12 protein-coding genes are annotated in these 13,114 nt (G+C 38.4%); 11 read left to right on the top strand and 1 reads right to left on the bottom strand.

Features of this window, described 5'->3' with window-relative positions; translation table 11 throughout:
• Positions 1-42: 42 nt before the first annotated feature.
• From WD048_08135 to WD048_08100, 8 genes are all read left to right on the top strand, one after another.
• Positions 43-237: a type II toxin-antitoxin system HicA family toxin gene (locus WD048_08135; protein MEX0812173.1), complete on the top strand. Its 195-nt coding sequence runs from the start codon at positions 43-45 to the stop codon at positions 235-237.
• 118 nt (positions 238-355) lie between these two features.
• Complete coding sequence (locus WD048_08130; GenBank protein ID MEX0812172.1) at positions 356-1,198, top strand: transketolase; 843 nt, start codon at positions 356-358, stop codon at positions 1,196-1,198.
• Between the two features lie 20 nt (positions 1,199-1,218).
• On the top strand, positions 1,219-2,607 hold the full coding sequence (locus tag WD048_08125) for a VWA domain-containing protein (protein ID MEX0812171.1): 1,389 nt from the start codon (positions 1,219-1,221) through the stop codon (positions 2,605-2,607).
• Positions 2,604-3,980, top strand: a complete 1,377-nt coding sequence (locus WD048_08120; protein ID MEX0812170.1) for a VWA domain-containing protein — start codon at positions 2,604-2,606, stop codon at positions 3,978-3,980. The genes WD048_08125 and WD048_08120 overlap by 4 nt, the downstream gene beginning before the upstream one ends.
• Before the next feature lies 1 nt (position 3,981).
• Positions 3,982-4,938 (top strand): transketolase family protein, encoded by a 957-nt coding sequence (locus WD048_08115; GenBank protein ID MEX0812169.1) that lies wholly within the window; start codon positions 3,982-3,984, stop codon positions 4,936-4,938.
• A 71-nt stretch (positions 4,939-5,009) separates the two neighbouring features.
• Complete coding sequence (locus tag WD048_08110; protein ID MEX0812168.1) at positions 5,010-5,555, top strand: RNA polymerase sigma factor; 546 nt, start codon at positions 5,010-5,012, stop codon at positions 5,553-5,555.
• Positions 5,556-5,586: 31 nt separating this feature from the next.
• Entirely contained in the window at positions 5,587-6,060 is a 474-nt protein-coding gene (locus WD048_08105; GenBank protein MEX0812167.1) for a hypothetical protein, read from the top strand.
• An 18-nt stretch (positions 6,061-6,078) separates the two neighbouring features.
• Positions 6,079-6,546, top strand: coding sequence for a hypothetical protein (locus tag WD048_08100; GenBank protein MEX0812166.1), 468 nt, complete (start codon positions 6,079-6,081; stop codon positions 6,544-6,546).
• 33 nt (positions 6,547-6,579) lie between these two features.
• On the opposite strand, the gene WD048_08095 is transcribed toward WD048_08100, so the two are convergent.
• A complete protein-coding gene (locus WD048_08095) occupies positions 6,580-8,448 on the bottom strand; it encodes an ATP-binding protein (GenBank protein MEX0812165.1) in 1,869 nt (622 codons plus the stop codon).
• A gap of 171 nt (positions 8,449-8,619) precedes the next feature.
• Between WD048_08095 and WD048_08090 the strand changes: the two genes are divergently transcribed.
• The 3 genes from WD048_08090 (at position 8,620) to WD048_08080 (ending at position 13,086) form a co-directional block, all read left to right on the top strand.
• Positions 8,620-10,950, top strand: coding sequence for a TonB-dependent receptor (locus WD048_08090; protein MEX0812164.1), 2,331 nt, complete (start codon positions 8,620-8,622; stop codon positions 10,948-10,950).
• Positions 10,951-11,775, top strand: coding sequence for a DUF4249 domain-containing protein (locus WD048_08085; GenBank protein MEX0812163.1), 825 nt, complete (start codon positions 10,951-10,953; stop codon positions 11,773-11,775).
• Positions 11,776-11,859: 84 nt separating this feature from the next.
• Complete coding sequence (locus tag WD048_08080; protein MEX0812162.1) at positions 11,860-13,086, top strand: arginine deiminase family protein; 1,227 nt, start codon at positions 11,860-11,862, stop codon at positions 13,084-13,086.
• Positions 13,087-13,114 lie beyond the last annotated feature (28 nt).

Below are 13,114 nucleotides of genomic sequence, written 5' to 3'. Positions count from 1 at the left end.
AATCGAGATTTAAATGCTCCGAGGCTTGCCTCGAGATCAAAAATATTTTTTCAAATAAATACCTCGTGGGCTTTCCCCGAGGATTTTTTACTTGACAGAACTTCGGGCAGCCATCACATTTACATGCTTCCCGACCGCTCTAAAAGAGTGATCGTCCCCAAACACAATAAAGATATTCCCAAAGGGACATTGATCAGCATTATCAAACAAGCGGGCATTGATAAAAGTGAGCTGTAATTGTTAAATGAATTACGAACCATTCCTATCAACTTTCCCCGTTGATAAGTTTCAATCCATTTAATAGCTGAAAATTTCTGAAAAGCGTACTTTTGATTTCAAACTAACCCCCTGAATTATGCCAAGCGTTCAAGACCTAAAAAACATTGCCCAACAAGTAAGAAGAGATATTGTAAGAATGACCAATGGCGCAAGTTCCGGGCATCCGGGCGGATCCATGGGTTGTGCAGATTTTTTTACGGCTCTTTACTTTTCAGAGTTAAACCACTCCACGGATTTCAATATGCAAGGAGATGGAGAAGATTTGTTTTTTCTTTCCAATGGACATATTTCCCCGGTTTGGTACAGTGTTTTGGCGCGCTCAGGATATTTCCCCGTGGAAGAATTGAGCACTTTTAGGAAAATTGATTCCCGGCTTCAGGGCCATCCCACAACAATGGAAGATTTGCCAGGCATTCGTGTAGCCTCCGGTTCTCTTGGCCAGGGGCTTTCAGTTGCCATTGGTGCCGCTTTATCAAAAAAACTAGATGGAGATACGCAAATGGTATATTCATTGCACGGTGATGGGGAATTACAGGAAGGACAAATCTGGGAAGCTGCTATGTTTGCTGCGCATAATAAAGTTGACAATCTGATTTCTACCATTGACTGGAACAGCAAACAAATTGACGGTGATCTAAAAGATGTATTGGATTTGGGCGACTTACGCGCAAAATGGGAAGCTTTTGGCTGGGATGTAATGGAGATAAATGGCAATGATATGGAGGCTGTATTAAAGGGATTGAAAGAAGCCAAATCCAGAACCGGAAAGGGAAAACCCGTAATGATCCTGATGAAAACCATTATGGGAAAAGGCGTTGATTTTATGGAAGATGACCATGGGTGGCATGGCGTAGCACCAAATGATGAACAATTAGAAACTGCCCTGACACAATTAGAATCGTCTTTAAGCGATTATTAATAAGTATAAATCAATTTGCCTTGAGTCCTGTTAAATTGTTTTTTTATGGACTGATATTTTTATTGCTGTGTGTTTTTTCACTTTCAGCACAGGATGCCTATTCAGAAAAATATTTCGCTCAAAAAACCCGAATATTACTAATACTGGACGCTTCCGGCAGTATGAACGAAACCTGGGAAGGTCAGCAGCGCTTTGAAATCTCTAAGTCAATTTTGAGCAATATGGTGGATAGCGTAGAAGCCAGCAACAAGGATGTAGAGTTTGCCCTACGTATTTTCGGACACCAATCGCACAAAGACGAACGCAATTGCAAAGACAGCAAATTGGAAATTCCCTTTGGCACAAATAACTCCAAAAAAATAAAAGCAAAACTAGCATCAGTCGAACCACAGGGCTGGACACCCATCGCCTATTCACTTTTGCAAGCTGCCGATGATTTCACCAATGTACCGGGCGTAAAAAATGCCATTATTCTGGTAACGGACGGGCTGGAGAATTGTGGCGGTGATTTATGTGCCGTAGCCGAAGCCTTGCAAAACAAAAGAATTACACTAAAACCATTTATAATTGGTGTAGATATTCAGGAAAATGCCTTTCCGGAATTCGATTGTGTGGGCTACTATTTTGATGTTTCCACAAAAGATGCATACAAAGTAGTGCTGGATAAAGTAATTTCCCAGGCACTGAACACCACCACTGTTCAAATCGATTTGCTCGATGAAGCCAAAAAAGCCAAAATCACGGATTTAAACATCAGTATATACGACAGTAAAAGCGGTATTTTGATTTATAACTTCATCCATACTTTTAATAAAAACGAATTGGCCGATACTTTGCTGCTCGATCCTGTTGGCAGATATGATTTTGTAGTCAATTGTATTCCTCCTGTAGAAAAAAACGATGTTGAATTGATTGCAGGAAAACACAATATTATAAAAATAGAAGCTCCACAAGGCCACCTCTATTTAAGCACAGCTGACGGGCAAAGTCATTCCAATACAAAATGCCTTGTTATGCGAAAGGGAAAAAATGAGATATTGTATGCCCAACGTATTAATAGCAGGCAGCGCTATCACAGTGGTATTTACGATCTGGAATTGCTTACACTACCGAGAATTCGCATGAATGGAATTAAGATTGGAGGCGATAAAATAAAAGAAATAAGAATTGCAGCTCCCGGAACACTTAGTACTTATGGCAAAACAGATCAGAAAGCCACAATATTTAAAGATGATATTGATATGACCTGGGTAGCAGAACTGGAGAATATCAATGGGAAAAACCAATTGCATTTACAACCAGGTGCATACAAGCTTCTTTTACAGCCTGCTAATTCAGAACATACTGAGGATAGTAAAGTAATTGATTTTTCAATTGAGTCAAATGCAGAAAATGTTTTAAGATTTTGAGCAAGGGATTTTCAAAATATGCTTTACTTTTTTTGCTCCTTTTTTTGGGACAAAATGTTCTGGGACAAACAGAACAAAGAACCCGTATACTACTACTGCTCGATGCTTCAGGGAGCATGAACAATTCCTGGAATTCGGCAAGCCCTATTTCCAAAATGGCTTCAGCCAAGCAAATACTAACTGAATTGGTTGATAGTCTTAACAAAAATCCAACTATAGAAATTGGCCTTCGAATATATGGGCACCTTTCACCCTTGTCTTCCAGAAACTGCCAGGACACACGTCTGGAAGTGGGGTTTAGCAGAAGTAGTGCTGATTTTATCAAAAAGAAGCTACGCAATCTTCGCCCCAGGGGAATTACGCCTATAGCCTATTCTCTTCAGCAAGCTGCAAGTGATTTTCCAAGCACCAATGCCCGGAATATTGTGATTCTAATGACAGATGGGGAAGAATCTTGTGATGGCGACCCTTGCGCTGTAGCAAGAGAACTGGAAGCCAAAGGAATTGTATTGAAGCATTTTGTAATAGGTGTTGGGCTCGAAGGTGATTTTCAGGAAGCTTTTAACTGCTTCAGCGGATTTTTTGAAGCAAAAAACCCCCTAAGCCTGAAATCTGCACTTGATAATATTATTTCGAGAATTGTGAATAAAACCACTACACAGGTACATTTACTTAATAAAAAAGAACTGCCTGAAATTACTGCTTTGCCAATGGTCTTTTTTGATCACTTTGACCACAAAGCAGATTATACATTTTATCACAAGCTGGATAAAAACGGAATCCCGGATTCATTAAATATTGATCCCATTACAGATTATGACCTGCGCATTTACAGCCTGCCTGTCGTTCAGAAAAACAAAATTACACTTACACCAAATGAGCACAATACTATAAAACTAAAGCTTTTAGAGGGCAGCTTACAGCCTAATATTCTTGGAAAAACCCTGAATAATAACCTCAACAATCAGATAAAATGTTTGATGAAAAAACAGGACGGCACACTTTTTCATGTACAAGACCTCAATACACAACGAAAATACCTCAGCGGAAAATATCAGATTGAGTTGCTCACATTACCACACAAAAAAATGGAGCTTGAAATAAAAACAGGGGAACTGAGCAAAGTGGAAATTCCAACACCAGGCATTGCCAATATTAAAAAGCCCTATAAATTCATCGGGGATATTTACCTTGATGAAAAACGAATGAAAAAAATCTACGCAATACAGGAACGTGATGGGACAGAAACAGTAGCTTTGCAACCGGGCAAATATAAATTGGTTTATCGCATACAAAATGCCCGTTCTATGCACGAGACCAAAACCATTTCATTTGAAATTAAATCAGGAGAATCAATCTTACTAAATTTGTGATATGCTGGAAAAAATAAAAGTAACAGGAGAAAAAGATACCCGCTCCGGTTTTGGTGATGGGATGACAGAATTAGGAGAGAAAAACAAAAATGTAGTAGCACTGTGTGCTGATCTTACAGGCTCTTTAAAATTGGGGGATTTTGCAAAAAAATTTCCTGATAGATTTGTTCAAACAGGAATTGCGGAAGCCAATATGATGGGCATTGCTGCCGGATTAGCCATTGGTGGTAAAATCCCATTTGCTTCTACCTTTGCCAATTTTGCTACCGGCAGAGTCTATGACCAAATTCGACAGTCCATTGCCTATTCACAAAAAAATGTAAAAATATGTGCTTCACATTCCGGATTAACTTTGGGAGAGGACGGTGCTACCCATCAGATTTTAGAAGATATTGGCTTGATGAAAATGCTGCCCGGAATGACTGTAATCAATACCTGCGATTACAACCAAACAAAAGCGGCCACATTGGCCATTGCAGAACACGAAGGCCCGGTCTATTTGCGATTTGGACGTCCTAAGATGCCCATTTTCGTTCCTGAAGATCAGGAATTTAAGATTGGCAAAGCATGGAAAATATGCGAAGGAACAGATGTGACAATTCTTGCTACCGGACACCTTGTATGGAAAGCCGTAGAAGCTGCCCGTGTTTTAAAAGAAAAAGGCATCAGTGTTGAATTGATCAATATACACACCATTAAACCACTGGACGAAACTGCAATTTTAGAATCTGTGAAAAAAACAGCTTGTATCGTGACCGCAGAAGAACATCAGATATTTGGCGGAATGGGCGAAAGTGTTGCGGGTCTGCTGGCCAGAAAATATCCAGCCCCAATAGAAATGGTAGCAGTAAATGACAGTTTTGGAGAGAGCGGGAAACCGCATGAATTGATGACCAAATACAATATAGACACTGCCGATGTTATTGCCGCTACTGAAAAAGTGCTCAAAAGAAAATAAAACTTGCCTTTGCTTAATAACTTTTTCTATCGGCTATAGATCACCATTCTTGTCAACTCTATAAATTAAGCATGCGGGATCTGGATCGGGAAATATTGAAGCTATTCAAAGTAGAAGTCACAAAAGAACAGGGCTTTAACCTGCTTGTAAAAACATACAGCGAAAAACTATACTGGCAAATCAGAAGAATGGTTTTTCTGCATGAAGATGCCGATGATGTGCTGCAAAATGTATTTATTAAAGTATGGCGCTACTTAGATAATTTCAAGGAAGACGCTGCGCTGCACACCTGGCTCTACCGTATAGCTTATAATGAAAGCATCAGTTTTCTCCGCAAAAACAACAAGCATCTGGTAGTTGAAGATCAAGAAGCATCAGCTTACCTGACTGAGCAAATAAAAGCCGACCCTTATTTTGACGGGGATAAACTGGAGCTGAAATTACAGGAAGCAATTGCCGCCCTTCCGCCAAAACAGCGCATGGTCTTCATTCTGAAGTACTATGATGAAATGCCCTATAATGAAATGAGTAATGTTCTGGAAACTTCAGAAGGCGCACTAAAAGCCAGTTATCATCATGCTGTGAAAAAAATTGAAGCATTCTTTAAAGAGGATTAAACCTTTTCGTAAAAAATCATTCTAAAACACAATGACTCAGAATAAAGACATAAAAAAGCTGCTTGAACGGACAAAAGCAAAAGCACCTAAATCAGGGCTTACTGTTCCTGGCAATTATTTTGAACAATTGCAGGAAAGGGTCATGCAAAATGTGCTTGATCAAAATACTACTAAGGTAGTACCCATTGCGCATGGGCCCGGAAAAAATGTTGCCGCACTTTTAATAGCAGCTTCTTTCGCAACTGTTTTATTTCTGGTAAATATGGGCTCGGATAAAATAAAATCTGAAAACCCTGTACTTATGGATTATACTACTGAAGTAATCAATGATTATTTAGAAAAAAACACAAGTGAAATTGAGCTGATGGCCTATGCCGATGAAATTGAAATGTCTTTGATTGCAAATAATGACAATGAACTTTCCGGCATTCAAAGTAAAATGATCGGTGATTTCCTTATGAGTGAGTCTGATGAATCTGATTTGGGTGAATTTTACGATTATTAATTTACAAAATATATAATTATGAAAAAGCTAATTTTAATAACCTGCATTGCACTTGTAAGTTTAAATATTTTTGCCCACAGGGGTTATGGACAAGAGAGCCATGAGAAAATACAAAAAATGAAGGTGGCTTTTCTTACTGAAAAATTGGACCTCTCCGTTGAAGAAGCACAAGCTTTTTGGCCTGTTTATAATAATTATGAAAAGCGCAGGCGAGAATTGAGGGAAAAATATAAGCCTAATTATAAAGATGAAGATTTCGATATTGAGTCGCTTTCAGATAAAGAATTAGAGGCTTTTATTGACGGTAAGTTGGAATATGAAAGGGCAAAGCTGGAATTAAAAACAAATTATCACGAAGAACTAAAGCGTATTTTTTCAAATAAAAAGATAGCTCAACTCTACTCTTCAGAGCATGCTTTTAAAAAGTATTTATTCAGCGAAATGAAAAGCAGATCGGAAAAGTGTGAGGGAAAGAAAGATAAATAATTTCCTAATTCAGGTTATTATGGCCACTCAAGATCAATGTTTTTTAAGGGTAAAATAGAAAGTTGTTCCTATTCCCGGTTCCGACTCTACCCAAATCTTACCACCATGTCGCTCAATTATATTTTTGCAAATGGCAAGCCCCATTCCAGAACCTTTAAATTCATCGCGGGTATTTAACCTTTTGAAAATCTCAAAGACTTTCCCTGCATATTTTTGTTCAAATCCTATACCATTATCAGCAACAGAAAAAAGGTAATGATCTCCCTTGTCCTTTGATATTATTTTGATTTCAAGCGATCTGTCAGATTTAAATTTTATGGCATTGCCAATCAGGTTTTGAAACACCTGAGCCATATTTGACGCATCAGCTTTTAATTCGGGAAGCGGGCCAGCAGTAATCTTAGCATTGCTGTCCTCTATTTCCTTGTTCAGCTTTTCAAGAACTTGTTTTAATACTGTATCTAAAGCTACCGGTTCTACATCTTTTACATTTGTACGTATATGAGAATACTCAAAAAGATCATTAATAATGCTGTGCATTCGTCTTACACCTTCTTCTACGAATTGCATGTAATTTTTTGATTTTCCTTCTACAAAAATGTCTTTATGCCTGCGCTGTATCAATTGCATATACGAGGTAATCATGCGCAGAGGTTCAATCAAATCGTGGGTAGTAACATAGGCAAATTGCTCAAGATCGGAATTGTAGCGCTTCAATAATGTCTCTGCCTGTTCTTTTATTTTTTCGTTGCTCAGAATTAGTTCTTTCTGGCTTTTGCGCATTTCAAGCATCATTATATTAAAAGCCTGGGTAAGTCTGCCAATTTCATCCTTTGATCGAATGGGCAATGCCTTGAGTTCCAGATCACCTGAACTGATTTTTTCAGAGGCCTGAGTAAGCGTTTCAAGTGGATTTGTGATTTTTCTGGTAAGATATATTGCCATTAAAATTGCAATAATCAATATAAATACAATGGTTATAGACGTTGTGTATATTGTTGATTCTATAGTGTCGCTGGTAAATTGAAGAATACTCAAACGATTCTTATTTACGCTTTTTAGGGCTTGCTCTACCGGTATTTCAACTATCACAATCCAGTTGTATTTGTTGCGATAATGAGAAATCAGTGTTTGTTCGCGCAAAAAGGTGCCGCTTTCATTTTTAAGCATTTGTTGGATATACCTGTATTTAGAATAATCTGAATTTTGCGACATTTCTTTGGGAGATGGATGTGATATCAGCTTACCATCAGCAGAGACCAAATAAATAATGCTCTTTTCATCTAATCGGGTACTGAGCAGGTAATTGTTCAAAAAAGTAAGATCAATTTCAAAAATACAGCCGCCCTTATAGTTACCAGCCATATCAATAATAGGCTGTGCTATCAGTACAAAACTTGATTGATTGCTGTTGGAGTGCATTACATCAGAAATATAAGATTTGCGCTTGGAGAGGCTGTCATTTATCTGTGTCAATAAAGTAGGAGCCACATCCTCTGTGTTGAGCGCAATAAACCCTTCGCGTTTCAGAACAATTTCAGCAAACTCATTGATTACAAATGCTTTTAAAATAGCCGGCTCGCTTGCTATTAGATTTGAAATATAGCGATTGATTTCATTGTGGTTAAAATCAATAAAATCGGGAGACAGCGTAAGTGCATTGAGTTTGTTGCCAATTCGGTCAATTTCCAGCTCTATGTTCAAGCCTTCATTACGCGCAATATTTTCATTTTTTGAGGATATTTCTTCCCTTAGTACTTTTGAGTTTTCCTCAATTAGATTTTGTTCCAGTTGTTTTATATTATCACCTAAAACCCAATAAAATGCAAAACCGGTAACCAACACCGGTACAATTGCAATCAAAAGGTATGGGATCAGGTATTTGTAAAACAATCTGCTCATAATGGAAAAAGCTAAGGTATGCCTGCGCCTAAATTACAAAAGGCTGAATCAATTTTGCTAAGGCATGTGTATTAATGTGTCTAAGATTTCTTGATAAATATTGAAATTCTAAAATCCCTACACTTCATATTGGGCTCAGATGCTTACTTTTGCAGCGTAAATCCTTATTGAGTGAAAACTATACTACTATTTGCTATTGCGTTTATTTCTATTCCATCACTGTCAGCTCAGGAAAAATTTACCTTAAGTGGTTACATCAGAGATGCTCAAAGCGGAGAAGAGCTTATTGGCGCATCAGTGTCTGTACCGGAGATTAACAAAGGTGCTACAACAAATGTATATGGATATTTTTCCCTGACGCTACCAAAAGCAGGCTATACTTTTGAAATCCAATACCTGGGCTACAACAAATTAATTCGGGAAATTGAACTCAACAAAGATTTAACCCTGAACTTTGAATTAGAGGAAAGCAGTGAAAAATTAGAAGAAGTAGAAGTAGTAGGCGAGCGCAGCAGCACTAAAAATATAGAAAGCGTAGAAATGAGTGTTACGGACCTTTCAATTGCTACCATAAAACAAATTCCCGCAGTATTTGGTGAAGTAGATATAGTAAAGAGTATACAATTGTTGCCCGGAATTACTAATGCAGGAGAAGGTGTTGGCGGTTTTTTTGTGAGAGGCGGGAGCGTTGATCAAAACCTGATTCTACTGGATGAAGCTACTGTTTACAATCCCTCACATTTGCTGGGGTTTTTCTCCGTATTCAATCCTGATGCTATAAAGGATGTGAAACTCTACAAAGGAGGCATCCCTGCAGAATATGGCGGGCGCTTGTCTTCACTGATGGACATACGTATGAATGAAGGGAATATGAAAAAATGGAGTGTAAGTGGTGGTATTGGCTTGATTTCCAGTAAACTTACAGTAGAGGGACCATTAAAAAAAGACAAAGCATCTTTTATAGTTTCAGGACGAAGGACTTATGCAGATTTGTTTCTGAAACTTAGCAGGGATGAAGCACTTAGAGACAACCAACTGTATTTTTACGACCTAAGCGCCAAGGTGAATTATAAAATCAATGATAAAAACAGGGTTTTCCTCTCTGGCTACTTTGGGCAAGATCGATTTATTTTGGGCAATGCCTTTTCTACCGGATGGGGAAATAGTACCGCTACCATGCGTTGGAACCACCTGTTTTCTCCAAAGTTGTTTTCCAATTTCACATTCATCTACAGCAAATTCAATTATTCACTCGGTATACCACAGGGCGCCTTTGCTTTTGACTGGGATGCTTCTATCCGGGATTTTTCAGTAAAAAGTGATTTTACAGCTTATGTCACCCCAAACAGTACTTTAAAATTTGGATTTCAAGCCATACATCACACTTTTGAACCGGCCAATTTCCAACCAAGCGGAACGGAGGATGAATCATTTTTAAAAGCATTTAAAGTTCCGAACAAACACGCTATAGAACCCGCTGCATATTTCAGCAGTGAACACAAAATCGGAAGTCACGTAGTTTTACAATACGGCCTGCGCTATTCGGCTTTTTACAATATAGGACCGGGACAGGTTTTTGAATATGAGGAGGATGGCGAAACTGTGAAAGACACTACTTTTTATGATTCTTTTGAAGGCATAAAATTCTATCACGGACTTGAGCCACGTGTTTCTGCCAATTTTATCATAAATGCAGATAATTCGATAAAAACTTCTTACAACCGCACCCGGCAATATTTACACCTGATTTCCAATTCCACAGTTTCTTCTCCCTTTGATATATGGGTGCCTAGCGACCCATTTATTAAGCCACAAATAGCAGATCAAGTTGCGCTGGGCTATTTCAGAAACTTTTTTGGGGGAGGCCTGGAAACTTCAATAGAAGTGTACTACAAAAAAATGCAAAACCTAATTGATTATAAAGACAATGCAGAATTGCTTTTAAATGACAAACTTGAAACGCAATTGCTTAGTGGAGATGGACGCTCCTATGGTGCTGAGTTTTTTATTAAAAAACCAAATGGGCGTATTACCGGATGGATCAGCTATACGCTTGCCCGAACTGAACGTGAAATTCCGGGTATAAATGATGGCAAGGTATATCCTGCAACGCAGGATCGCAGGCACAACCTCAGCGTAGTGAGCAGTTTTAATATCAATGAAAAATGGTCTGTTTCTGCCAATTGGGTGTATTATACCGGATTGGCCGTCACTTTTCCTGTTGGCCGTTTTACCTACGATGGTGTTGTTGCACCAATTTTCAGCGAACGGAATGGTTACCGCTTGCCGGATTACCATCGCCTGGATCTGGCAGTAAATTTTTCCTGGCAAAAACGCAAAAGATGGTCCAATCAAATAAACCTGTCATTCTATAATTTATACAATCGGAAAAATCCATTTTCCTATACTTTCAGGCAATCAGGTGAAAATGATACAAAAGCTGTAAAAACCTATCTTTTCGGTATTGTTCCTTCATTTACTTACAGTTTTAAATTATTATAAATGACACAACAAGCCATAACAATCTTATTTTTAGCTTTCAGCACTTTATTTTTTCAGTCCTGCGAGGAAGAAGTTGATATTGATCTGGACAATATAGATCCTGTGCTAGTGGTAGAAGCTTTGATTAGCAATGCCCCTGATAAAACTCCATATGTAAAATTGAATATGAGTGGGGACTATTTTGACAACAAAGCGCCAGAGACCGTTTCTAATGCTCTTGTTATAATTACTGAAGATAATCTTCTGAGCGATACGCTAATGGAGACCAAAGCCGGTTATTATGAGACACAGAATATACAAGCAGGAAAAATAAATTCTGATTATCGACTGTATATTAAAACAGCAAATGGAGAAATATATGAAGCCGATGGGCGCTTACATCCAGTTGCTCCACTCGATTCTCTAAGTGTGTTTTACCGGGAGGAGACCCCTTTTTCTTATGAAGAGGATGGCTATTATGTTACCATAAATTTTCAAGAACCCGCTGCTACCAGAGATTTCTACCGCTTAATTTTCTATCTGGGCGAAGAACAATACGATTCGGAAGAACTGATCTACGCTAGCGATGACCTGGCAAACGGCCAGTATATCCGAAACATTGAGTTTTCAGAATTTGTGGTTTTTCCGGGAGATACAGTCCGGGTAGAAATGCATTCACTCACAGAGCAGTATTATAATTTCCTGAGCTCATTAGATGAAAATCAAAATTCAGGTGATTTATTCGACACTCCACCTTCTAATATTCAGGGCAATATTTCCAATGGTGCATTTGGTTATTTTGCCACATCTGCCATTACACAGATAACAACTATAATTGAGGAGTAAACCATTGCTTTATCAGGGCTTGACTAAAGCCTTCCTTTTCTTATCTTCTCCAAAATAGAATTACTTTTGCCAAAAAGAAAAAACATGCAAAAGCTGTCTGTAAATAACGAATGGAGCCGACTGGATAAAGTAATTATTCACCGCCCGGATGACGGGATTGAACGCGTCACGCCCAAAAAATCAGAGCAGTTTCTTTATGATGATATTGTCTTTTTGCCCCGTATGCGCAAAGAGCACGATGTGCTTACAGGTATTTTTAAAATGTTTTTGGGCAAAAAAAATGTACTCGAAACTGAGCAACTATTTTATGAAGCTCTTCAACAGCCCGATTCGCGCAAAGAGGAATTGCTAAAATATGTGGCCGAAGAAGAAAATTTAAATACAGAAAAACTCAATATTCTTAAAAACCTGGACAATGAAGCACTCACCTATACTTTGTTTACAGGGATTTTAAAAGAAAGCAATAAAATCATTTTAGACCCTTTGCCCAATTATGTATTTACCCGCGATATTGGAGTAATGATCAAAGACCATATTCTAATTTGCCAGGCATCAAAAAAAGCCCGTACCCGGGAATCTCTAATCACTTATTTTATTGTCTATTTCAATCCGCTTTTTGCAGAGCAGGTAAAAGACAAAAAGATCATCGACTTCACCGAAGAAGCAGATGAAGTAACTTTGGAAGGTGGAGACGTGATGATGTACGACAATGATTATTTGTTGGTAGGGTGCAGTGAGCGCTCTACCCCTGAAGCATTTGATGCGTTGAAAAAAAAGGTGTTTGAGAAAAAATTACTCAAAAGTATTGTCAAAATTGAAATTCCAAGAGAACGCTCATGTATGCATATCGATACGGTTTTCACCCAGATCAGCAAAGATCATTTTGTGATTTTCAAAGCTTTTTTGACCGGTGAAAAAACTGTGATTACTGAATATACAAGTGAGGATGCAGAGCTAAAACACAATAGTCTTGAAGCTTTTTTGCGCAGCAAAAACCCCAATGTAGAATTCATCTATTGCGGCAATGGCGAATACCCTTATGACGAGCGCGAACAATGGACTGATGGATGTAATCTTGTGGCACTAAATGATGGGGTGGCTATTGCATACAAACGCAATTACAAAACTGCTCAAGCATTGACAGATAAAGGATACAAAGTAGTAGATGCACAAATTTTACTCAAAGCCTTTGAGCAAGGGATTGTAAAACCGAGTGAAATTGAAAAAACTATCATAAGCATTCCTTCTACCGAATTGTCACGTGCCAGGGGCGGGCCACATTGCATGAGTTTCCCTCTGAGCAGGGTTTAGCAATATAATTCTTAAGCCTATTGAGCAG

The organism is Chitinophagales bacterium (genome assembly GCA_040877935.1).
GTDB lineage: Bacteria > Bacteroidota > Bacteroidia > Chitinophagales > CAIOSU01 > JBBDNB01.
Note: the sequence above shows the minus strand (reverse complement) of the source record. Positions and strands in the feature narration are given on the sequence as shown.

Coding starts and splice junctions, on each gene's coding strand:
- WD048_08130 (MEX0812172.1), top strand. CDS start 356: ATGCCAAGCGTTCAAGACCTAAAAAACATTGCCCAACAAGTAAGAAGA.
- WD048_08115 (MEX0812169.1), top strand. CDS start 3,982: ATGCTGGAAAAAATAAAAGTAACAGGAGAAAAAGATACCCGCTCCGGT.
- WD048_08110 (MEX0812168.1), top strand. CDS start 5,010: ATGCGGGATCTGGATCGGGAAATATTGAAGCTATTCAAAGTAGAAGTC.
- WD048_08105 (MEX0812167.1), top strand. CDS start 5,587: ATGACTCAGAATAAAGACATAAAAAAGCTGCTTGAACGGACAAAAGCA.
- WD048_08100 (MEX0812166.1), top strand. CDS start 6,079: ATGAAAAAGCTAATTTTAATAACCTGCATTGCACTTGTAAGTTTAAAT.
- WD048_08095 (MEX0812165.1), bottom strand. CDS start 8,448: ATGAGCAGATTGTTTTACAAATACCTGATCCCATACCTTTTGATTGCA.
- WD048_08085 (MEX0812163.1), top strand. CDS start 10,951: ATGACACAACAAGCCATAACAATCTTATTTTTAGCTTTCAGCACTTTA.
- WD048_08080 (MEX0812162.1), top strand. CDS start 11,860: ATGCAAAAGCTGTCTGTAAATAACGAATGGAGCCGACTGGATAAAGTA.